We start from the raw sequence: 23,826 nt of genomic DNA on the forward strand, positions 1-23,826 counted from the left end.
GATATAATAGTTAAAAGAAGTTGTAAGTAAATCCAAACATCAGTTCTGCACCACGTTTAAAGCTGCGGTTTATATATTCATTGCCGTACCATTTACCGCCCGTTGCAGGGTTGGCATATACGGTTTTAATGGCAGGGTTGAGTATGTTTTTGGCAAAACCTTTAAACAGAATCCGCTTACTCAAACGCTGACTGAATACCAGATCCAGCATGGCAGCCGGGCGCGTGTACAGGTCAGGCTCGCCGGTCAGGTTTATCTGTATCAATCTTTCACCTACCATATTGAAGGTGGCAGTGATATCGGTACCCAGCACTTTGTTGTTGTAGTTAAGCCATCCGTTAACGGAGTAAGGAGCCTGCTCAAACAGCGGACTGTTTTTGGGTGCATTACGATCGAGCGACCAGTTGGCGGCCAGGCGTTCCGGTGTTTTCTTAATATCACTCTGCGCCAGTAACATGTTAGAACCCAGGAAGAAGTTGTGCATGGGCGCCCAGATTTTACCCAGGTCTTTTACAAACTCCAGTTCTATACCCCACACTCTACCTACGTTAGGATCGTTTTGAAACTGGATAATGGGGTACTCGGGATAAGCTGAATTTAACCCCTCTGTTCTCAGGCTGAACGTTTTTACCAGCTGATTGTGAATCTGCTTACCAAAAGCCGACACAGCAATTACTTCACCCGGGTTAGGAAACCATTCCCAGCGGAAGTCGATGTTCTCGGTTTTCTGGTTAATCAGGTTAGGGTTACCCACTACAAGGCCCATCTGAAAAGCATCAAACTCAAACACGTTTGTAATCTCGCGTAACTCCGGGCGTGCCAGTGTGGTATTGAATGCTGCCCTGAAGTTCATCTTGTCATTGTGAACCCAGGTAGCGTTGATAGAATAATAAGGTTTATAAGAAGTTTTGTATACCGAGTTAGGATCTATAGGTCTAACCTGTACTTTACCTTCTGCTCCGGCAGCTGCCAGGGCAGGATCCAGGAATACATTGGCGGTATCTACTGCAGACTGAATGTTTGTTTTTTCAAAACGTACACCACCTGCCAAACGCAGCTTTTTCAGCAAACGCAGGTCCAGCATGCCGTACAGCGCATTGGTTTCAAAAAAACCTTTGTAGTTGTTAGGCGATTTCTGGGTATTGTACAGGAAGCCGGTAGAAGGTACCTGTCCTTCGCCGGTAGTGCCGGGCAGGTGAATGCCTACTATGCGGTTGCTCACCAGCTGATCCAGGTTGCCCTGTACATTGTACAAGGGAGCTTCGCGGTTACCTATAAAATTAGAGCCTGGTAAAAACAATACGTTCTCACCAAAAGTGCGCTCCCGGTTCAGGTAGTTTACCCCTGTTTTAAATTCCTGCTTTTCACCAAACAGTTTAAAGGGTATGGCCACATCGGCTTTGTAGTTATAGTTGGTTTCTTCCAGGCTTCTCCATCTGCGTCCGTTAGGCTCTGCCTGTATAACACCGTAGTTACCAAATCCGTTTACATAGCCGGAGGCCAGTGCATAAAAGCGTTCTACATATTTCCATTCCAATCCTTCCTCCGTGCCACCCGGCGATCTCTGCTGATAATAACCACCTCCGCTGGGTGCATAATCCACCAGGTTTACATAACGGTAATCCGGGTTCTCCTGGCCGGAGGTAGAAGTTGCCAGGTTATAGCTGAAGCGGGGGGAGTATTCGCCTTTCAGCAGCTGATGCTCACCCTGCAGGTTGTATGTGCCCAGTGTACGATAGGTTTGTTTTAATGAATAGATAGTACTGTTTACATCGCCAGACAGGCCGGAATACTGGTACTTTCCATTCAGATGGGTAGTCTGGTTTTCGCCGCCCCAGCTGCCTACATACTGTAAGCTTATTTCGTGGCGGGCATTGAACCGGTAAGCCAATCCGGCCAGTACGCCATAGTTCAGGGTTTCGGTACCTGTGTTTTCCCTATAGGTCTGGTACTTGCCCATAACCAGGTTGTTGGTACTGATAAAGCCCGGAATATTTCTGCGGCTGAAGATATAAGGGTTGCCTGTAAGTACACCCTGGTAAATGCTGTACTGTGTTAATTCAGCATCATAGATGTCAGTATAACGGCGGTAGTAGTTAGCGCCGGCTATTACACCCAGTTTATGATGTTTGAATACGTTATAACTGTTACCAAATGTTACGGAATACAGTTGGTTTAATGGTGCTTTTTTAAACTGAGAAGTAAGTACCGGATCAAACCCCTGCATAATATTGTTGATGCGGTTTACTTCTTTACGGCTTTCCAGATCGTAAGTGCTGTTGCTGATGAGCTTTTGTAATTCCTGCGATCCGCCCCGGTATTTGTTAGCCAGGCCCTGAAAGTCGGCACTCAGCTTTTTGTCTTTGATTTTACCGGCAGTAAACCCCATATCACTGTTCCAGAAACTGTTGTACGTACCGCCCACCCCAATGTTAGAGTTAAAGCCGCTTTGCACTACAATATCCAGCACCATTTTATCGGGTACCGATTTGGTTTTCAGTTCTATAATACCGGCAGCAGCATCAGCGGGTTTATCGGCGGCTACTGTTTTATAAATGGTAATGTTATCCAGCAGTGTGGCAGGAATCAGATCCAGCGGAATGGTACTTCTGTCAGGATCGGAAGAGGCCAGACGTACACCGTTCAGCTGACCAATTACACTACGGTCGCCCAGACCACGGATAGCTACATATTTTTCATCTGTAACCGTTACGCCCGATACACGCTGTAATGCCTGGGTGGTGGTAATACTGGCAGTACGCTCAATCTGCGCGGCAGAAATAGCATCCTGTACAATGGCCGATTTGCGGCGCTCGTTCAGCACAGCAATTTCTGTATTGGCACGGCGGCGGGCCTGTACGGTTACCTCGCCCAGTGCGGCGCGGGTATAAGTAAGATCAACCAATACGCTTCTGCTATCAGCAGTTAACGTAAAATCGCGGGCCACATAACCGGTAGAGCTGAACGAAAGAATGCTTTCGTCTTCTGCCAGTTGTAAAGAAAAGCTACCATCAGCGGCCGTGGTAGTACCTTTTTTACCTTCCTTTGGGCGTACGGTTACGCCTCCCAGGGGCTCGCCGGTTCCGGCATCTATTACTTTACCTGATATGCGGCGGGGTGGAGCTTTGGAAACAATGTTTACAAAGCCGTTGGTAATTTTAAAGGTAAGGCCGGTATTGGCCAGAATGCTTTGCAACGCGTTGCGCACGGTGGTTGGGTTACCATTGAGCGATACCTTTTTGTGTGCGTTGGTAAAAAGATCATCCCGCAGCAGAAAGCGTACGCCGGAAGCTTTTTCCAGCGCCAGCAGGCCTTCTTTTACGGATACTTCTGTAAGGGAAAGGGTTACCTGCTGATCCAGATTCTGAGATAGGGCAGGGGTGTTGCAACACAACACCATCAATGCAAAACAAACCGCTGGCAGCAGCAGGCGGCGTTTACGCTGCCTGTTTTTGGGCCGTTGGGTTGCGTTAAAAAACAGTTGTAATGCTATTTGCATACATTTGAAAAATTATAGGTGATTCCTGTTTGGGATTTTTTTCTGTAATACCACCTGTTGCCTGGCTGACGTGGAAATCTCCGGACAACAGATTCCTGGCACGTTCCCGCATCTGATGCGGGAGCGTTTACGGGATTGCTTGCAGCTACATAGTACCTCCTTTTCCGGCTTTACACAGGCTGGGTTAATAGATAATTATTTTGTGCTTATTTATCGTGTATTTAAAATCACCTATTACACTCAGGCCTTCCAGCAGCTGATGTAAGGTTACCTGGTTGTCTACCGTAACAGTTACGGGCATCGTTTTAAGGTCGGCCCGCTGTATCTCAAACTGTACATCCCTCCACCGTGTAAGGGTTTCGGCCAGTTCCTGTAAAGGCGTGCCGTTAAATATCAGGCGCCCTTTCAGCCATGCTTCTGCATCCTGTACCGGAAAGTTGCCTGGGGTTATTTTTCCTTCGGGGGTATAGCTTACCTGTTTACCGGCGGTAAGCAATGCCAGTTGTTTTACCGGCTGGCCGTTCAGGTATTCATCTACTCTTACCTTGCCGGAGGCAACACCTACCTGCACCTGTTTGCCGGCAAAGGCGGCTATTTTAAAAGTGGTACCCAGTACCTGGGTGTATATATTGCCCGTACGTACTTTAAAAGGAATGGCGGGGTTGCCTGCTACCTCAAACCAGGCTTCTCCTTCCAATATTACTTCCCGGCTGGCGTCCTTAAAAGCAATGGGGTAGCTGAAGGTGCTGCCGGGGCCCAGTACTACACTGGAACTATCTGGCAGGTGAATGGTTGCACGGCGGCCACGTGGTGTGGTTACCGTTTTCATAGCCAGGGTATTATCTGCTGTTTTGTGTGCGGTGTTTATTTTACCGGCCATTTTATACAGTACTGCCACACTTAGTAACAATGCCGTCCATACCGCTGCGCGCTGCCAGTTGCGGCGGCCGATGGTAGGTAAAAACATACGTTTTGTGGTAGCGGTTGCCGGTGTTATGCGCTGGTTCAGCTGCATTTTCCATTCCTGCAGTTCGTGTGGTGCCGGTTCAAACTTTTCGGCCTGTTGCCAGTGTGCCTGCAAAGTGGTTTCCAGCAATGTTTTTCCTTCCGTAGTGGTAAGGAATTGGTTTACCTGGGCAGCCTCCTCCGGCGTGCATTCACCTGCTATAAATTTTTGCAGTAAGAGTTTGTTAACCGGATGGGGCATATCAGGTAGTCTTTACCCGGCATAACACATTTTAATAAAGACAGTACTAATGCAGTTACTACTTTTTTTAAAATATTTTATTGCAGCAGAAATAAGAGTAATAATGCACCATTCATATCTACCATATTCTCGCGGAAATAACGCAGCGATGCGTTCATGTGGTTGCGTACGGTATGCACCGAAAGACTCATGCGGTCTGCAATTTCATCGTAGGTAAGGTTTTCTACCCGGCTCAGGTGAAACACCTGGCGGCGTTGTTGCGATAGGCCCTGTAGCTTGTGTTCGTATTGGGTGTATAGTTCTTTACGGAGTACGTTGTTATCGGCATCGGTAAAACCGGGCTCTTCTGCTTCCGATAAGTTTTCCAGCGAAAGGGTAAGTAACTGATTTCTGCGCAGGTGGTTGTATAGTGCATTTTTAGCGCTGCGGAAAAGATAGGGCGTTAGCTCAGTTTGTGCCACAATGGTATCCCGCTTTTGCCATATGCGCAACATTACATCCATAGCCAACTCCTGGGCTGTTTCCCGGTCTTTTAATAAAGACAGCAGAAAACCGTACAGGCGTTTAAAATACCGGTCGAAGAGTATATTATATGCCTGAATATTATTCTGGCAGCAAGCATGCAACAGCTCCTGATCTGTATACTCCTGTAACAATTGCGCCATACTATCCGTTTCCTGACAGCAAACCTAAAACTTAAAATAAAGGCGATGGTTGCAGGATGTATTAAGTCATTGTTAACAGATAGTTACGCCAATTAACCCCGCCGGAAATTTTTTTGAAAAAACTTTTCGGGGCATAAGGGTATATTGCAATCGCAGGTGTCTGCTACCCAAAACCGAAAACTGTTTCAACAAATTGAAAGTACTTCGCGAAGCAATTATTGACGGTAACGTATTAGAGGGCTACTTCAGACAGTATTTTGAAGTATTGCATCGTTATGCCTATACCATTATAAAAGACAGTGATGAGGCTAAAGATGTGGTACAGAATGTATTTCTGCAGTTATGGCAGCGTAAAAACGATATAGCCATTCAGCAGTCGGTACGTTCCTATTTATATACTGCTACCCACAATACCAGCCTTAACAGTCTGCGCAGCAGCAAAACCCGCAGCACCCACCAGCAGGGGGCTGTTGCACAAACGGGCTATACCGGTAATGTGCAGGAGGAGATAGACAGCCGGGAGATACGGAAAGAAATTCTGGCCGCCTTAGACCACCTGCCGGATAAATGCCGGATGATTTTTTATAAAAACCGGTTTGAGGAGAAATCGTACGCAGAAATTGCGGCAGAACTGGATATATCGGTTAAAACGGTTGAGGCCCAGATGGGCAAGGCCCTGCGTATACTGCGCGAAGTATTATCGCAATGGGCGCTGGTGGTATTATTATTAGGAAGTCTGATAAACGAATTAGGTAAAGTATCCTGTAGTATATGAATGAGCAGCTGAACAATAACGGTATAACAGACGAACTGCTGGCGAAGTATTTTGCCGGAGAAGCTGCCCCGCAGGAGGCTATGGAAGTAGACGACTGGGTTGCCAGAGGGGAGGAGAATGCACGAGCCTTTCATCACCTTTTTACTGCGTTTCAAAAGGTTTCTGCCGCCTCGTGGCGCAAACCTGATGCAGATGCTACCTGGCAACAGCTAAAAATGCTGCTGCAGCCTGTAAAAAATACTGCTGTTGTTTTGCGCAAATGGTGGATGGCGGCTGCGGCTGTTATAACTATTGCGGTAGCAGGTGTGCTGTACCTGCAAAACCGCTCTGTGGAATTGGTGATGAATACTGCTGTTGCAGATTCCGGCACAGTTAAGGAAATAAAACTGAGCGATAGTTCCGTAGCTGTATTACATGCGGGCGCAAAATTGTTGTACCCCACCACATTTGCTACAGACAGCCGGAAGGTTATTTTAACCGGCGAAGCTTATTTTGAAGTAGCCGCTGCTGCTTTAGCCCCCTTTGAAGTGGAAGGCAACGGGGTAAATATACGGGTATTGGGTACTGCCTTTAATACTTTTGCAACAGACAGCACTGTAGTGGCCGAAGTATATGAGGGGAAAATACAGTTATATAATAATTATGGTAACATAGTGGCAACGGCGGGCCAAACCGGGGTGTACCACAAACCTACACATCGTTTTTATCTATTGCCGCAGGTAAATAAAAACAGCAATGCCTACGCTACCATGCGCTTTTACTTTGAAAATGAATCTCTGCAAACTATTTGCGAAACTTTATCTGAAGCCTATCATAAAACCATTACCTTTCGGGCACCGGAACTGGCTGCGTTAAAACTATCGGGCGTATTTGAAAAACAGTCGCTGGAATATATATTAGAAGTAATAGCAGCTACTTTAAATATTCAATATACCTATGAAGGGAATAATGAAATTGTGTTTACGCAAAAGTAGCAGGCTACTGATAGCCGGCGTGTTTTTATGGAATACGGCTGCCGCGCAACAGGGAAAGGAAACCATTCATATTACCACTTCTACTACAGATATTACCAGCCTTGCCAAAGACATATCTGCACAAACGGGGTTGAAATATTCACTGAATATGCAAAACACTTCTTTGCGTAAGAAGATAGTGTTGCGACCCGGCAATTATCCGTTATCGCAGGTGCTGGAGCAGGTAAAAAAGCAGGCAGGCCTTCAATACAAAATACTGGGTACCCATATATTGTTTGTTGATTACAGTGCAGGCAGTGCTGCTGCAAAGTCTGCACCCGCAGCAAAGTCTGCGTCCAATGCAAAACCTACGCCTGCTGTAAAGCCTGGGCTTGCTGTAAAACCTGCGCCTGTTACAAAAAACGGTCAGGCGTTGCAAACGCCATCCAAAGTGGTAAAACGTACCGTGCCTGTTAAGGTGCAGACGCGCATTCATAAACCCACGCCACCCACTTCCGCGGTAAAGGTGGGGCAGCCTGCTGAGAAGAAAAGCCTGACACCGGTTGACAGTAGTGTTATACCCATTGCTGCCAGGCAGTGGGCTGCTACCGCCAATAACAACACTGCTTTTTTAATGGCAGCATGGCTTAAAGCAAGAGATACCGTACTGCCTGTACAGCCTGCAAAAAAAGCAGTAGCTACCAGTACCTTGCCTGTGCAGCCTGCTGCGGTTAATACTGCGGAGCAACCAGATAGAAAACGGGGATGGTGGCAGCCTGTGCTGAAAGTAGGTGTTACAGCGGATGAGTTGTTGTATGCCGGTGCGCATGTGCAGGCAGGTTTACAATGGCTGTATGGTATAGCTGCCTGGGGCACCAATTTTAAAAACGCTCAGTTCCGTTGGGGGGCTGGGTTATCATTGCCTGTTGCCGGTAGCCAGCAGATACATGTTAATTTTACTACAGGTGCTGCTTCGGCCTTTTATGCAGAGGACTCTGCTTACAGGGCCGTGTGGGAAAAAGAAAGGTTACACCGCCTGGGTATTGCCTGGAGTAAAGATATTGGCAGCCGCTTGAATATACAGGTGCAGCTGCATTACAACCTGCTGCATCAGTCGTTTACTGCTGCCACCGATACCAGTGCTGCTACAGACAGAAACCCGCTTACCGGCAATTTTGATGAGCGCTACCGCGTGTTTGTACCTCCTTATACGCTTGGCAAAACCACAGGTTCCAACACCGCTGATAGATCCTGGCTGGGTATGCAGCTTACTCTTTTTTACCGCTTTTTATAATTCCCGTAAGGGTAATGGCTTTTGCACGGTGTCTGTGTAGCAGGCTGCATTGGTGCAATGCAGGCTATTGCTGGTACCGTAAATTATAACAAGTGGGTAATCTGACTATTCTAATCACAGGAGGCTGTGGTTTTATCGGTTCTAATCTGGCTGTGCTGTTAAAAAGAAAGTATACAAACTATACTATTGTATGTGTTGACAATCTGAAAAGAAGGGGTTCTGAGTTAAATATTCCGAGGCTTACCAGCGAGGGCATTGTTTTTATACATGGCGATGTGAGAAACATGGAAGATCTGGATTTACCCATGCGCCCGGATATTATAATTGATGCTGCGGCCGAGCCATCGGTATTGGCAGGGGCCGACGGCGCGCTCAGTTATGTGGTGAATACCAATCTCAATGGTACCGTACATCTGTTACGTTTTGCGGTACAGCATAAAGCAAAGCTGATATTTTTATCTACCAGCAGGGTATACCCCATTGCATACCTGGAAGCTATAAAATACCAGACAACAGATACACGGTTTGAACTGCTGCCGGTGCAGCTGCTGCCCGGTGTTACCCTCAAAGGCATTAGTGAGGCATTTTTGCTGGATAAAGCAAGATCAATATACGGTACCACCAAACTGGCGTCTGAACTGCTGCTGGCAGAGTATGAGGCTTTTTTAGGGCTGCAGTATGTGGTAAACCGTTGCGGGGTGGTGGCAGGCCCTTACCAGATGGGAAAGGTAGACCAGGGGGTAATGGCCTTATGGGTAGCCAGGCATTACTGGAAAAAAGACGTATCGTACTTCGGCTATGGAGGAGAAGGAAAGCAGGTACGGGATATACTGCATATAGAAGACCTGTTTTGTTTAATAGATTATGAGATACATCATTTTGAGAAGGTAGATGGCCACACCTTTAATGTGGGAGGGGGGCGGCAGTGCAGTATTTCGCTGAAAGAGCTTACTGCCATATGCGCTGCAGTTACCGGCAATACGGTAAAAGAACATGCGGTGGTGCAAAACCGGCAGGGGGATATTCCGCTCTACCTGTCAGATAACACTAAAATACAACAGGCCACAGGTTGGAAACCCGTTAAAAACGTTCAACAGATTGTGGAAGATGTTTTTGAATGGATACGGGCAAACGAATCTTTACTCAAGCCAATTCTTTGTCAATGAATATAGCCATCATTACCGGCTCGCACGGATTAATAGGAAGCGAGAGCGTACGCTTTTTTGCGGATAAAATGGATTTGATTATAGGGATAGACAATAACCAGCGTGCTTATTTTTTTGGAGAAGAAGCTTCTACGTTGTGGAATAAGCAGGTGCTGGAAACGCAGTACGGGCATTATAAATACTGCAACGAAGACATCCGCAACTATGCTGCACTGGAACTGTTGTTTAAAGAATATCAGAAAGATATACGGCTGATTGTACATACTGCTGCACAGCCCAGTCACGATTGGGCAGCCCGGGAGCCGATAACAGATTTTACCATTAATTCAAACGGTACTTTAAACCTGCTGGAGTTAACCCGGTTGTATTGCCCGCAGGCGGTGTTTGTTTTTACCTCTACCAATAAAGTATATGGCGATACACCCAATTACCTGCCGCTGGTTGAGCAGGAAAGCCGGTGGGAGATAGCGGAAACACACCCTTTTTATGCCCATGGTATTAACGAAACCATGAGTATTGACCAATCCAAACATTCGGTGTTTGGTGCTTCCAAAGTGGCGGCAGATGTAATGGTGCAGGAATACGGAAAGTACTTTCAGCTGAAGACAGCGGTATTCAGGGGCGGATGCTTAACCGGGCCTAACCATTCCGGCGCGCAACTGCACGGCTTTCTTTCTTATCTGATGAAATGTGCCTTTACCCGGCAGGAGTACAGCATATTTGGCTACAAAGGAAAACAGGTAAGGGATAATATACATGCCTGGGATCTGGTAAATATGTTCTGGCATTTTTACAAGAATCCTAAATGCGGAGCGGTGTATAATGCCGGTGGTGGCCGCTACTCCAACTGCTCTATGCTGGAGGCTATTACTATATGCGAAACCATTACGGGTAATAAAATGCGCTATCAGTATGTGGAGGCCAATCGCTCCGGCGATCATATTTGGTACATCAGTGATGTTTCCCGGTTTAAAGCTGATTATCCGGAGTGGAGCCATACCTGGTCGCTGGAGCAAACCCTTGTTCAGATTTTTGAAAACCTGCAATTGAGACAGCCCGTTCTTCCATGAAATTAAGTATTGTTATTCCTGCTTTTAACGAGGCGCAGAACTTACCGGAAACCATTCATGCTTTTTATATGGCACTGAGGGAAAACCGGATTGAACATGAAATTCTGATTGTAAACGATAACTCCACCGATGATACGGAAGCCGTAATTCAACACCTGCAGCAGGAGATTCCCACACTGCATACTGTGTTTAATAACCCACCTAAGAATGGGTTTGGCTATGCCATACGCAAAGGGCTGGAACATTTTACAGGCGATTGTGTAGTGCTGGTAATGGCAGATATGAGTGATTCGCCAGCCGATCTGGTAAGGTATTATCAAACCTTTGTGGCCCTGCAGGTAGACTGTGTTTTTGGCAACCGCTTTATGGTAAAGGGCAGTGTTACCAGGTACCCGCGTAAAAAACTGATACTGAACCGTGTGGTAAATAACCTGATTGCCTTGTTGTTCCGGATCCGGTATTATGATTGCACCAACGCCTTTAAACTCTACTCAAAACATACCATTGAGGGCTTAAAGCCTTTTTTATCGCCCCACTTTAATATTACCGTAGAGCTACCGCTGAAAGCGGTGGTACGCGGGTATACCTATGCTATTGTACCCAATACCTGGCGGGGAAGAAAGTTTGGTACCTCCAACCTTAAAATTCGTGAAATGGGTAGCAGGTACTTTTTTATTCTGCTGTACTGTTTAATAGAAAAGTTTTTTAGCCGGGGTGACTTTAAAAAGAAATGGTAATACCCAACACCTTTAGAAACGTTTAAATAATGAACATGAAAAAGAACCTGCCGCCAACAGCGGCTGCTACTGAAAAGGGCAGTATATGGAATCTGGTTTTTCTGCTGCTGGCCATAATACCGGTGGTACTTCTTTTTAAGCTGGTGAACAGCCATGCGCTTAATATTCCTTACAACGACGACTGGGATGCCATACTGGGCTTTCTAAATACCTGGAAGCATGCAGATAATAAAATGGAACTGTTGTTTGCACAGCACAACGAGCATAGAATACTGGCCTCAAAACTGATATATGTTGGCTGGTACATCCTTTTTCACAATATCAATATTCTCTCTGTTATATACATTGCCAATCTGCAACTGCTGGTAATAGCGGCTATACTGGCTTATTTTTCAGGTAAAGTGCTGGATGTGCCATACTTTAAGGGACTGCTTGTTTTCGTTATTGCTTTATGTGTTTTTGATATAGCCAGTTACGATAATATTGGCTTTGCTATGGCGGGGTTACAGAACTATGGCGTAGTAATGCTTTTTTTGCTCAGCCTGTTTTTCTATAGCCTCAGAACCAAACGTAGAATAGAATTATTGCCGGCACTGTTGTTTCAGTTTATCTGTGCCTTTTCCAGCGGTAATGGCTTTATGGCGGGTATTGCACTGTTGCTGTATACCGTTTTTAGTAAAGACCGGTTGAATATGCTGGTATGTTTGGCTGGGTTTGCAATATTTACGGCCTGCTATTTTCTCACCTATCATTCCGTTTCCGGTAGTGTGGATATGAAAGCGAAGTCTGCCGGTATGTTTCTCTTTTATTTTCTGAAGCTGTCCGGCTCACATTTCAATTTTGAATATGGGGTTGCTATTGCAGTGGTATTATATGCTGTGCTGGGGGCAAGTCTTTTTTATCAATTTAAGCAGGCTGATATTGACAGAATACTGCCCTTTCTGTGTCTGTTGCTTTTTACAGGTATGTCTATGGCTGCCACGGCATTGCTGAGGTCTGGCCAGGCACATATTTTCGATAGTGAATCTATAAGTAGCCGTTACCTGATTTATTCCCAGCTACTGGCCATTGTTGTGTTTGTAATGCTGGTGTTCCGCTTTCAGCATCACAAACAAAGCTGGATAGCTATTGCCATCTGTACTTTGTTTTTTATAAAGGCGTACCGGGCTAACTACAGTTACGGTGCAGAAGCACTGGCAGCCAGGAATAACAGATTAAGCCTTACCGACTTTGTATACCCCGATAAAAAGCACGCCCGCGAAGTAGCTGCGAAAGCCTGTAAAAATGAAATTTACTGTATTGAGGAAAACAGACCTTAAGCGTTAGTGGCTCAGATTGTATGCTGTTGTTAAAAGAATATCTATTTTACTGGTATCAGATAGCTCGTAAACAATGTACGATGATTGGGTGCTGGTTGCTCCTGATGTGCTATCAGGCGTGTCCTGGTCTGTTTCTGCTATCGGGCGACCAATGAAGCATAATTTCCCGTCACTTCCCATAGGTTGAAGTGCTATAGCTTCCTGAATAGCCTGAGAGAAAATCTTTTTTATTTGTCCGTTACCAATTCTGATGATATCAAAGTTGTCCCTGCCGCTTCCGTAAAGAAAGCCGAATAGTAGCAGGTAAGTATATTGATGGTGTTTATAAGCATAAATCCGTTTTGAGGCAACAGCATTGGGCTGAGTAAAAGAGGAATCAATATAATCCCATACATCCGCGCAGGTAAAAGACTGTTCCGGCAAACCGGAAATGCGAAGCCGTATGCGGGAAAACTGCCCCGGATCTCCCGCTACAGGAGGTGATTGCAGCGCAAGGGAATCTTTTACGCCATCATTGTTGAAGTCGGTAATAATGGTTTCTACAGTTGTTTCGGCAGATGAACCAGGCTTACCCGCAATTGCTGTTGCTGAATCCGGGGTTTTCTGATGGACGGCATCGGCAGAGCTGTTATTACAGCTGATAATAAAAAAGGGAATCAGAATAAAAAGGGTTGATTTCATGCCGGTAAAGATAGAAATAACCGTTTATTGATTTCTTAAAGTCTGCACCGGATTAACCATGGCTGCTTTTAACGATTGAAAGCTGGTGGTTAGCAGGGCTATCAGCATTACTGCCAGGCCGGTAAACAAAAAGATATCCGGCTGAATGGTGATGCGATAGGCGAAACTGTTTAACCAGCTGTTCATAAGCCAGGCAGAAACGGGAAAGGCTATACAGGCTGCTATAAACACCAGACGCAGAAAATCTTTGGAAAGCAGATATACTACGTTGGTAACGGAAGCGCCCACTACTTTTCTTACACCAATTTCTTTCCGGCGCTTTTGCGCGGTAAAAGCAGTAAGCCCTGCCAGGCCCAGGCAGGAAATAAACACCGCCAATACTGCAAAATAGCGCGCCAGTACCGATACCCGTTTTTCCGAAGCATACAATGCCTGATACTCTTCATCAAGATACCGGTAGTCGAAGGCGAGGCCGGGTGCAAATCGTTCGTATAACTGTTTTATCTGTGCCAGTACCTGTTTATCGCTGCCGGGTTGTATTTTAACCATAATGTTAGGTAGTACAGGATATTGCTGAAAAAAGCAGGGAGCTACCTTTTGGTAAAGCGATTCAAAATGAAAATCTTCTGCAATACCGATAATCTGTTTATGGCGGTTCCAGAAAGAAATGGTTTTGCCCAGCGGGTTTACAAGGCCCATGCGTTGAATGGCAGATTCGTTTAAAATAATTTCAGATTCTGCCTGTTTACCGGTAGAGAAGTACCGGCCCTCTTTTAGCCGTATGCCCATGGTTTGTAAAAAGCCTTCACCCACTTCCAGGTTGGCAAAAGATATATCTTGTGCGGGTGCTTTTCCGGGCCATTCCAGCCCGCCTATGCCACCATGATCGCCGGTAAGGTTGTGGTAATAGCTGGATGCCTGTGTTACACCGGCTACCGTGCCCAGTTCGCTTATAAATTGTTGTGCCCGGCTGAGTATAGCAGCATCTTCTGTAAGCGGAATTTCAAAATGTATGATATGAGCCCGGTTATACCCCAGATTTTTAGATTGTATATAATCCAGCTGGCGGTATATAACCAGCACGGCTACTATAAAGCCAACAGAAAGGGTAAATTGAAATACAACCAATGCTTTTCTGATGTTCAGTTCTGAGGCAGAGGTGGATAACGCCCCTTTTAATACTGCGGCAGAGCGGAACCCTGATATATACACGGCCGGGTAACTGCCGGCCAGGAGACCTGTAAGCAGCGTGATAAGTACAATAACTGATAACAGGCCGGGATAGGGTTGAAGGGCCAGTGTTTTACCTGTGATATTATTGAACACGGGTAAAAACAAGGCTACCAGTACAAGCGCCACTGCCAGTGCAGCCATACTGGCTAGTACCGATTCAGCAAGGTATTGCAGCATCAGCCTGGTACGGGATGCGCCCAGTGCTTTTTGAACACCTACTTCTCTGGCCCGGCTGGTGGCTTTGGCCGTAGATAGATTCATAAAGTTGATACAGGCTATTAACAATATAAAAATAGCAATGCCGGAGAATAGCTTTACATAGGCTATTCTGCCGCCTGTTTGTTGCCCGTTACTGTAATGGCCATAGAGGTAGCCGGATGAAAACTTACGTAGAAATAAGGTGCCTGAATTGGGACCTGATTTAGCTGCCAGAAAATGCGTGAGCTTTTTATCGAGTGCCGCAACATCTGTATTTTCTTTTAACAGAATATAGGTACAGGGATCGCTGTTACCCCATTTCAATATACCTGGTCTGTTTTGCACAAACAGGTCGTAGTTGAACAGTATATCAAAACGTTCAGTGGCATGGGCCGGGTTTTTACGGAATATGGCGGTGATTACATAGTTGCCCTGAAAATCATCCTGAGTCCATTCAATGGTTTTGCCCAGCGGATTACTGTTTTTAAAAAGTTTAGCTGCCAGCTCGTCCGACAGGGCTATTGCCTGTTTGTTACCAACAAACTGTTGAATATTACCCTGTATTACCGGACAGGTAAACAGCGAAAAAAAGTCTTTACTTACAAACTGCCCTTTTGCTTTCAGGTTACTGCCGTTGATAGTGATAACACCCGGAGAGGAAAACCACGAAGCGGGTACCACGGTGGCAGCGCGTTCTATTTCAGGAAACTCTGTAGCCAGTGCGTTGCCCAGCAGGCCGGGCGTATTGGGGGTAGTTTCTATATCGTTTGCACCCGGCAGGTTTTGCATTACCTGGTACAACTGTGCATCATTAGCATTGTATTTATCCATACCCCACTCATCTGCCGCCCATAACCATATAAGCAAAGCAGCCGAAAGCCCCACAGAAAGGCCTGCTATATTAAGCAGGGTAAACAGGCGATGGTTAAGCAGGTTACGCCAGGCAATTTTAAAGTAGTTAGCCAGCATGGTATGTAATTGTAGTGAAAATAAGCTCAATAGCGGTGCCAGTTGTTTAACAGGTTGAAAACAGATAGGTTAGGGGCTTATTGATGGCCTTAACTGTACGTAAACGTACAGTTGCTGTTCTGTTTATGTAATAGATTTATCTGTTATGCCGGGTGTTTTATTTATTGCTGCGGCTGTTTTGTCTTATTTGTTTTTACTGTTACATGGCAAACTGTTTTTTTGCCCCGGGGGGCTTTTTATGCAAAAAATAATCTTGTTGCTGCTGTTGCTGTATGGCAATACGCTTTGTGCCCAATACTTTGGATTTGGGTTTAGAGGTGGTGCTAACATAAGCCGGTTTACAGATGGTGTTAACGGGTATCAGTCAAACCTGGGAAATCATTATGGTACTATGACTTATTTCGGCATCAACCGCCACCTGGGCATACAGCTGGATATTCTGTATTCTAAGTAGGTGGCCGATTTGCGGGTGGGGGCTGTAAAGCTGCATGCGCAGTTTAGCTACATGACTTTTCCGGTAATGTTGAGGTATAAGCATGCTTCTGGCTTGTTTGTTAACGCGGGGCCACAGGTAAATCTGAAAATATCTCAGTCTGTAGAAAACGTAGGCATTCCTTTAAATGCTTCGGAAATTGAGTTTGCACTAACCGGAGGGTTGGGGTACCGGCATACAAGCGGCTTTGGTGTGGAGGCCAGGTTTGTAAAAGGGGTGAACAAACAGGCTATACGAACCGATACAGGACGGCCTGTAGGGTTTAGTCCCAATATTATTCAGCTATCGTTGTTTTGTCTGCTGTTGTTTGATAATTAGTGTTTTATCTTTGGGGTATTAGTGTATTACCCATGAAAGACTTAAAAAAGGTAGCGGCAGTGGCCGCTGTGGAGTGGCTGGAGAAAGGAATGACAGTGGGCCTGGGTGCAGGTAAAACTATTGCTTATCTGATAGAGATTATTGAAGAGCAGCAGGAGCTGGCCCATTCACTTACTTTTTTATCTGCCTCCTCCGTTACTACAGACTTATTATTACAAAAGCAGCTTACCATGGGCAATGCCCGGGAGTATGAGCGTGTAGATGTATACTTTGACAGTTGCGACCAGCTGGATCATCAGTTAAACGCCTGGAAGAGTGGTGGCGGAATACATACCGATGAAAAAATGCTGGCTGCTATGGCTGATGATTTTATACTGCTGGCAGATGCCGGTAAGCTGATGCCTGTACTTACACCTGATTATCCGCTTGTGTTAGAGGTAATTCCTGAAGCTGCACGTAAGGTGATGGCTGTTATTCAAAAACAATTTCCCGGTGCGGCAGTGGGTTTTAGGGAAGAGCTGCAGCAGCCCGTTACTACACACAGAAACAATTATCTGGTAGAAGTACGTTTTAATACATTGCCCTATTTGCAGGAACTGAATCTGCTGAAAATGCTGCCAGGTGTACTGGAGCATTCGCTGTTTTACCGCATGGCTTCCAAAGCCATTGTTGCCGGTTATTCTGGTACTGATATTCTATTTGCACCACGTTCCTGAGTGTTTTTTCCGCGGGGGAGCGTACATGGCCTCATAGTATGAACGCAGCTGGCACCGTGAAAAAAACACAACAAACGGTGAAAAAACAGAAAGTTTTCAAATTTACCTTGTGGCTGTTATCTGATAAGGATAACTTATTAACTACCGGCTTTTATAGGCAAACACGTAAATATAAGCAGTGGGTGTATTGGTACGCCTACTGCTTTTTGTGTTTGGTGTAATCCTTTGTGGGTAAGGTTTTTAAAAGTTAAAAGTATTTTAAAAATAATAAAATAATCCATCATTATAAGCGAATGTGTCATTGTTGGGCGGATGGCATCACCCCTAATTTAGCAGCAGATTATCTAACGGGTCTCTAAATTAGTTTGCAATATGAAACCAATACTGCTTGCATGGGTTATTGGCTGTTTTATGGCCATGCCTGCCCTTTCCCTTTCGCAGGAAAAAAAGGAATCTGCTTCCGCCGGTACTGCTTCCGGAACTATTACAGGTACTATTAAAGATGAAAAAGGCACACCACTGGAAAATGCAGTGGTAGAGGCAAAGGGTTCTAAAGTAAGAACCATGACGCTAACCGATGGCTCGTTCAGAATGGATGTGCCGGCGGGTGTAACTGCGCTGGTTGTATCGCACGTTGGTATGCTGAACCAGGATATAAAACTGGAGGGTAAAAAGATAGTGGATATTGTTATGCACCCGGCGGGCGCCAACCTTAACGATGTTATTGTGGTAGGTTACAACCAGGGAACGCGTAAAAGAGATAACCCGTTTGCCACAGCACAAATTAAAGGCGAGGAAATACAGGATATACCTGCACCCAATATTGCCGGTGCTTTGCGGGGCCGTATTGTGGGGGTAAGTGTAAATACTACCTCTGGCAGACCAGGTTCGTCTATCTCCCTGAACATACGTAATTCTGCCATATCCGGTGCGGCAGGCAGCTACAGCGCCACTACCGAGCCATTGTATGTAATTGACAACATTATTGTAGAAAAGTCGGTATTTGATGCACTGGACCCCACTATGATAGAAGAACTGACCATTCTGAAAGATGCCGCTGCAGCCATGTATGGCGCATCAGGTGCAAAAGGGGTAATCCTTATTTCCACCAAAAGAGGAAAGTCAGGCCCTACTAAATTCTCCTATAGTGGTTTTGCGGGTGTAAACCAGGCCACGCGTATGCCGGAAATGTTGTCGGCCTATGACCTGGCTGTGGCAGTAAACCAGGCCAACAGATATACTTATAAGCAGGAAAATGATGATAATGTGGTGTTTTCAGATTCGGCGATGAATGCGCTGAAGAGCATTCATTACAAACCCTGGATAGATGAACTGTGGCAGTCTTCTTTAACCCAGCGCCACAGCCTGAATATTTCCGGCGGATCTGATAAAGTAACGTTTGCTATCGGGGGCGGCTACCAGAACCAGAATGGTAACTATGCTAATATCCGTAACGACCGGTATACGCTGCGCAGCAACCTTTCTGCTAAAATAGGTAAGGGGTTCAGAACAGAGCTGAATTTTAACGTGGATAATAACGTTAAGAAAAGCAAGAACCCTAAAAATGCCAACGATCAGGAGTTTTTAGATCTGGTATATCAGATGCCACGCTGGGTTCCTTACACCATCAGCGGTGCTTATGTAAACCCGATGACTGGTAAAGATAAATATGAAAATATGCACCCCGGCGCCATGGTTGCTTCGGGCTTTTATGACAATGAGAGTGGCCGTGCCTATGGCATTAACGCTGCTCTGATTTATCAGCCCGAAGCAGGATGGCTGAAGGGGTTAACCTTTAGAGTACAAGCTGCGCAAACCGGCGGTAATTCTACCGGAGCCAATTTCAGACCCGGTTACGATCTGGTAAGGTTTGATATGGCTAACTATGTGCTGTATAAGGGCACTATCAGAGATACGGTTGCTATTAATGGCGCCGCCAACGCAAGACTGGGCCGCAGTCAATCGCAAAGTAGCGGTTACAGAATCTTTGCTACCCTGCAGTATCAGAAAAGCATTGCCGAACATCGCTTTTCTGTAATGGCTACCGGTGAGCAGGCAGCTTCCAACACCTCTTCGCAAAGCCAGGAATGGCAAACGCAGAACATGCTGGGGTATGATGAACCCTGGGCTTTTGGCACAGCTAACCCGCCATCTGCCAAACTGGGCGAATCGTACAAACGTTCTTTTTTAACCAATTTCAGCTATAGCTTCAGAGGTAAGTATTCCATAACAGGTATAACCCGTTTTGATGCCTCTTCCAACTTTGCAAAAGGCAAAATATGGGGTGTGGCGCCTACCATTGGTTTGGGCTGGATAGTGAGCGATGAACCTTTCTTCCGTAACAATGTACGTTTTGTAGATTATTTTAAAATAAGATCGAGCATAGGTTTAACGGGAGATGACCGTATTGATGCCAGACTGTGGCAGGAGCGTTTTAAAGTAAACAACCAGTCTTACCTCTGGAGTGGCCCCGATCTGGTAGCGGGTTTACAGCAGCAGATTATTCCTAACCCCGATATTACCTGGGAAAGAAAAAGAACCGTAAACCTGGGCTTTGAACTGGGCTTGCTGGATAACCGGCTGAACCTGGGTGTGGAGTTTTTCCAGAACTATGGATATGATATGTTTGACAAAGGGAATGATAAAAACTTTCCGATGTATGCAGGGTTTACGGCGCCGGTGGTTAACTACATGCAGCGGTATAACTGGGGTTCTGAATATACTATCTCGTACAATCAGCCATTCCGGAACGACTGGAACCTGAGAGCCAGCGTAAACTTTGGCTTTGGCAACTCCCGCATTACCAAAATGTTTATTAACTCTAACAACCTGTGGATTAACTATCCGGATGACTGGCAGTACCAGCTGGGTACCGACCCGCTTACGTACAACGGTGGCAACTTTGGTTTAATCAGCGAAGGCATGTTCAGAACACAGCAGGAAGTAGATGCCTACCTGGCAAAAAATCCTGGTTATACCATCTATACCAGAATACCACAACCAGGATGGTTGTACTATAAAGATGTAAATGGCGATGGGGCCATTACGGCAGCAGATAAAACGGTGATGTTTAAGAGAACAGACCCTAAGGTAGCTACCAACGGACAGGTTTCGGTATCGCATAAATCATTTGCCCTGAACGTGAACATAGCAGCGAAGTTTGGTGGTAAGGAATTTTATGATGGCCGCATCAGAAAAGAGCAGCCTACGGCTTACACCAATGTAAGTACTATGTGGAAGAACCAGTGGACACCCGATAACCCGAACGGAAGATTTCCGAGAGGTGACGATCCGAGCCTGGATGTAGAGTCTGATTTCTGGGCAGTGGATGGTACTATGATCCGCATTAATGATATGACTTTAAGTTATCAGCTGCCGGAGAAAGTAACAAAGAAAGCAGGATTGAGCGGTGCCCGTTTAGTGCTTACCGGTAATAACCTGTGGGTGATTAAAAATCCATTGCCTTACAAAGATCCTTACTCCAGTTATATCTACGATTACCCTACATTAAGAACCCTTTCTGTAGGCCTGAATCTGAACTTATAACAGGGCTTGTTGAAAACCATATGAATTGATTCTAAAAAAGATTACGATGAAACTGCGCTTTTCTATACAATTACTGGCTCTGGGGCTGCTGGTTTTTCCGGTAAGCTGCAAAAAAACATCCGACTTTCTGCAGGTGGTAGACCACGATGGGGTGGATTCCCGTATATGGGATGCAGAAGGTTCGGTGCAGTACTTTCTGAATGAAACCTATCAGGTAATTATGCCGGAGTTTCCTTATCAGAATACCGTTAATAATAATGCTATCAACTGGACTTCGGACGAAAATGCTTACGGTTCTACCCAGGAACTGCCGCAAAAAACGTTTAATTCAAAAGGTAGTTTAATAGGCGACAACTTTAAATACATAGCGGTAAAATACCAGGGCAACAATATTGGCGATAACCGGTATTTTGATATTGCCAAGTGTAATGCGGCGCTGGATAATCTGCCCAACAGCAAAGGACTTTCCCAGGCTAAAATACGCGAGTTTATGGGGCAGTTTTATGCCCTGCGTGCTATGGTGTATCTGAGCCTTACCAAATACTATGGTGGGGTGCCGCTGATAACTAAAACGGTGAGTCCGCAGAATGTAGAGCTGGTGCGCCGCTCTAAAGCAAAAGATATGTTTCAGGTAATAGTGGCTGATTTAAATACGGCTATGGAATATCTGGATGGTGTAGCCTATACAGATCCTGTAGGCAGGTTAACCAAAGCATCTGCGGCTGCTTTAAAATCAAGAGCGCTGCTGTTATGGGCCAGCCCGCAGTTTAATCCGGTAAACGATCCTAAGCACCCGTACGATGCCAGCCGCTGGCAGCAGGCGAATGAAGCGGCAAAGCAGGCTTATGAAATAGCGGTGGCAAGCGGCCATGCGTTACAGGCCGATTATGCGACTATTTTTCAAACAGAAGGTATTGGTAACAAAGAAGCCATGATACTGCGCTCTTACAATACCACTGCCAATAAAAGAGGCCATAACGTGGAGGGCAGAATAAGACCTGGTTCTGAAGGTGGTAGTGCGGATGACTGCTATAAACCCAGCGTAAGAATGGTGGGCGCTTATACCATGAAGGATGGTGTGCCTGTTACTGCTGCTGGTAGCGTTACATCGGCCTATAAATATGATGAAGTGCATTTCTGGATGAACCGCGACCCCCGTTTTGATGCTACTATTGGCTTTAACGGAGCCAACTGGGTACTGAGTGGTAAAAACGGCAGAAGGCAATGGAATTATGAGGGTGGTGGTGATGATAAATCTGCCCTGTATTGCAAAAGATTCAGTGCGCCTAACCTGCCAATGGGAAGCGTAAAATACGGCGATGTGGGTGGTAGTGGTATGGACTGGATTGAATTGCGTTTTGCAGAAGTAATATTGAACTATGCAGAAACAGCTAATGAAACAGGAGATATAGCTACTGCTAAAAAAATGGTGAAGCTGATAAGGCAGCGGGCAGGTATAGAACAGGGAAGTTACGATTATGGCCTTGCGCTGGCTACCAATAAGGATGAAATGCGCGATTTGATTATTAATGAAAGAATGGTGGAGTTTGCCTTTGAAGGAAAGCGGAACGATGATCTGCGCCGTACCAGACGTATGCACCTGTTAAACGGCGCCTTGTATTATTACAAAGCAGGCCCCAAACTTACCAACAGAAAATTCTGGGTGGGGCCTGGTGTAACTGATAGTTTGGGTACCAAAGACTTTCTGGTAGCACCTATGAAATCTGATGGTTCTAAAATGAACCGTGATACCATTAATATGAACAACCCGGCTTCGGTAGATAAGTTTTTTATGGCTTACGACGGAACCAATATTCCCAGTGGCGTAGCCGGCATGGGTATGCCGGAGCACTATTATTTCTTCGGATTTAATAACCTGTTTCTGCAATCAAGCTCTTTGCTGGAGCAAACCATTGGATGGGAGGGTGGCACTTTTGATCCGCTGGATTAAGGTATCTGTTTATTCTACTTAAATGAAAAATGTAATGAAATTACTTACTATAAAATCGCTGGCAGTAGCAGCAGGGTTAACCCTGCTGCTGAGTTCCTGCTCAAAAGAGGCACCCAACATATTTAATATGTTTGATGTTACACTGGACCTGGAAACGGATAAAACACCGGATGCCGATGGGATCATTGAAATTGACGATACTGATTCTGTTACGGTTAACTACACCATCGCCTGCCCCAGTGAGGATATTTACGGAGTGGCTTTGTTTAAAACCGGAAGTTCGGGAGGCAACGTTACCAACATTTCTGCAACGCGTAAAGCTACGGGCACCTATAAGTTATATGCAAAAGATATGGGTGCGGGCATTACCACTTACCGCATATGGGCGGTAAACAGGGCATCTGTATACCTGGGTGATGGATACAAAAACATTCAGATAAAGGTAAAAACAGCGTTTACTTATTTTACCAACCGGTTTATGTACGCAGCAGACACTGCCGGCAAGCAATTGTCTTTTATTTCACTGAGCAACGGTATATCTTATAACTATGCAGACGCAGCAGCAAAATCGGAAAGTATTGATATGGGTGTTCATGTAAGCCGGAAAGATACAGTGGTGAAGTTTAACGGAGCAGACTCTACCGTTACGTATTATCCGCTGATTGTATATTCTACAGCTGCGCAACCTAATCCTAATCCGCTGTACGATTTTAGTAAATGGGCAAAAAGAGGTACTGTGTTTTCTATCCCGGAAGATGGGAGTGAAGAAAAGCTGAGAGTGAATTTTAATACTTCTACCAAAATTGGCGATGAAGCAAAGAAAAAGACCTTTTCTTCTGTAATCAGAACAGGGTATGATAAACGGGCGGAAGGTGACCGTAACAACGTATTCACCGGCAAGTTTGTATTCTTTAAAACGCCCGAGGGTAAATATGGTGTCATTCTTTTCAATGTGGCTAAGAAAGATGCCGCAGGAAAGGTGTATGTAAACCTTTCCTGGCGCACGCAGCTATAAATTTGTTTGTGGTTTATGAGG

General features: G+C 45.5%; 18 protein-coding genes. 13 read left to right on the top strand and 5 right to left on the bottom strand.

Features of this window, described 5'->3' with window-relative positions; genetic code table 11:
- Positions 1–10 precede the first annotated feature (10 nt).
- From IEY13_RS13825 to IEY13_RS13835, 3 genes are all read right to left on the bottom strand, one after another.
- Complete coding sequence (locus IEY13_RS13825; protein WP_229687862.1) at positions 11–3,499, bottom strand: carboxypeptidase-like regulatory domain-containing protein; 3,489 nt, start codon at positions 3,497–3,499, stop codon at positions 11–13.
- Between the two features lie 184 nt (positions 3,500–3,683).
- Positions 3,684–4,706: a FecR family protein gene (locus IEY13_RS13830; protein ID WP_188953062.1), complete on the bottom strand. Its 1,023-nt coding sequence runs from the start codon at positions 4,704–4,706 to the stop codon at positions 3,684–3,686.
- 77 nt (positions 4,707–4,783) lie between these two features.
- Positions 4,784–5,371, bottom strand: a complete 588-nt coding sequence (locus tag IEY13_RS13835; protein WP_188953064.1) for an RNA polymerase sigma-70 factor — start codon at positions 5,369–5,371, stop codon at positions 4,784–4,786.
- Positions 5,372–5,564: 193 nt separating this feature from the next.
- Here IEY13_RS13835 and IEY13_RS13840 point away from each other — a divergent pair, with 193 nt between their 5' ends.
- From IEY13_RS13840 to IEY13_RS13870, 7 genes are all read left to right on the top strand, one after another.
- On the top strand, positions 5,565–6,146 hold the full coding sequence (locus tag IEY13_RS13840) for an RNA polymerase sigma-70 factor (RefSeq protein WP_188953066.1): 582 nt from the start codon (positions 5,565–5,567) through the stop codon (positions 6,144–6,146).
- The gene (locus tag IEY13_RS13845) at positions 6,143–7,120 is read left to right on the top strand and encodes a FecR family protein (protein ID WP_188953068.1); all 978 of its coding nucleotides are present in this window, start codon (positions 6,143–6,145) and stop codon (positions 7,118–7,120) included. Before IEY13_RS13840 ends, IEY13_RS13845 begins: the two co-directional genes overlap by 4 nt.
- On the top strand, positions 7,083–8,393 hold the full coding sequence (locus tag IEY13_RS13850) for an STN domain-containing protein (protein WP_188953070.1): 1,311 nt from the start codon (positions 7,083–7,085) through the stop codon (positions 8,391–8,393). Before IEY13_RS13845 ends, IEY13_RS13850 begins: the two co-directional genes overlap by 38 nt.
- A gap of 92 nt (positions 8,394–8,485) precedes the next feature.
- Complete coding sequence (locus tag IEY13_RS13855; RefSeq protein WP_229687863.1) at positions 8,486–9,559, top strand: NAD-dependent epimerase/dehydratase family protein; 1,074 nt, start codon at positions 8,486–8,488, stop codon at positions 9,557–9,559.
- Entirely contained in the window at positions 9,556–10,629 is a 1,074-nt protein-coding gene (locus IEY13_RS13860; protein WP_188953073.1) for an NAD-dependent epimerase/dehydratase family protein, read from the top strand. The genes IEY13_RS13855 and IEY13_RS13860 overlap by 4 nt, the downstream gene beginning before the upstream one ends.
- On the top strand, positions 10,626–11,366 hold the full coding sequence (locus IEY13_RS13865) for a glycosyltransferase family 2 protein (protein WP_188953075.1): 741 nt from the start codon (positions 10,626–10,628) through the stop codon (positions 11,364–11,366). Before IEY13_RS13860 ends, IEY13_RS13865 begins: the two co-directional genes overlap by 4 nt.
- Positions 11,367–11,401: 35 nt before the next feature.
- On the top strand, positions 11,402–12,685 hold the full coding sequence (locus IEY13_RS13870) for a hypothetical protein (protein ID WP_188953077.1): 1,284 nt from the start codon (positions 11,402–11,404) through the stop codon (positions 12,683–12,685).
- A gap of 3 nt (positions 12,686–12,688) precedes the next feature.
- Here the strand turns inward: IEY13_RS13870 and IEY13_RS13875 are convergent, their stop codons facing one another.
- Both IEY13_RS13875 and IEY13_RS13880 read right to left on the bottom strand, forming a co-directional pair.
- On the bottom strand, positions 12,689–13,366 hold the full coding sequence (locus IEY13_RS13875; RefSeq protein WP_188953079.1) for a hypothetical protein: 678 nt from the start codon (positions 13,364–13,366) through the stop codon (positions 12,689–12,691).
- Positions 13,367–13,390: 24 nt separating this feature from the next.
- Complete coding sequence (locus IEY13_RS13880; RefSeq protein WP_188953081.1) at positions 13,391–15,796, bottom strand: ABC transporter permease; 2,406 nt, start codon at positions 15,794–15,796, stop codon at positions 13,391–13,393.
- A gap of 208 nt (positions 15,797–16,004) precedes the next feature.
- Here IEY13_RS13880 and IEY13_RS13885 point away from each other — a divergent pair, with 208 nt between their 5' ends.
- The 6 genes from IEY13_RS13885 to IEY13_RS13910 all read left to right on the top strand — a co-directional run bounded on the left by IEY13_RS13885 (position 16,005) and on the right by IEY13_RS13910 (position 23,805).
- On the top strand, positions 16,005–16,220 hold the full coding sequence (locus IEY13_RS13885) for a hypothetical protein (RefSeq protein ID WP_188953083.1): 216 nt from the start codon (positions 16,005–16,007) through the stop codon (positions 16,218–16,220).
- 66 nt (positions 16,221–16,286) lie between these two features.
- A complete protein-coding gene (locus tag IEY13_RS13890; RefSeq protein ID WP_188953085.1) occupies positions 16,287–16,577 on the top strand; it encodes a hypothetical protein in 291 nt (96 codons plus the stop codon).
- Between the two features lie 32 nt (positions 16,578–16,609).
- The gene (gene rpiA / locus IEY13_RS13895) at positions 16,610–17,293 is read left to right on the top strand and encodes a ribose 5-phosphate isomerase A (protein WP_188953087.1); all 684 of its coding nucleotides are present in this window, start codon (positions 16,610–16,612) and stop codon (positions 17,291–17,293) included.
- A 372-nt stretch (positions 17,294–17,665) separates the two neighbouring features.
- Positions 17,666–20,839 (top strand): SusC/RagA family TonB-linked outer membrane protein, encoded by a 3,174-nt coding sequence (locus IEY13_RS13900; RefSeq protein WP_188953089.1) that lies wholly within the window; start codon positions 17,666–17,668, stop codon positions 20,837–20,839.
- A 46-nt stretch (positions 20,840–20,885) separates the two neighbouring features.
- Positions 20,886–22,790, top strand: a complete 1,905-nt coding sequence (locus IEY13_RS13905) for a RagB/SusD family nutrient uptake outer membrane protein (protein ID WP_188953091.1) — start codon at positions 20,886–20,888, stop codon at positions 22,788–22,790.
- Positions 22,791–22,824: 34 nt separating this feature from the next.
- The gene (locus IEY13_RS13910; protein ID WP_188953093.1) at positions 22,825–23,805 is read left to right on the top strand and encodes a hypothetical protein; all 981 of its coding nucleotides are present in this window, start codon (positions 22,825–22,827) and stop codon (positions 23,803–23,805) included.
- The last annotated feature ends 21 nt before the right edge of the window (positions 23,806–23,826 follow it).

The organism is Filimonas zeae, assembly GCF_014641615.1.
In the GTDB taxonomy this organism is placed as follows: domain Bacteria; phylum Bacteroidota; class Bacteroidia; order Chitinophagales; family Chitinophagaceae; genus Filimonas; species Filimonas zeae.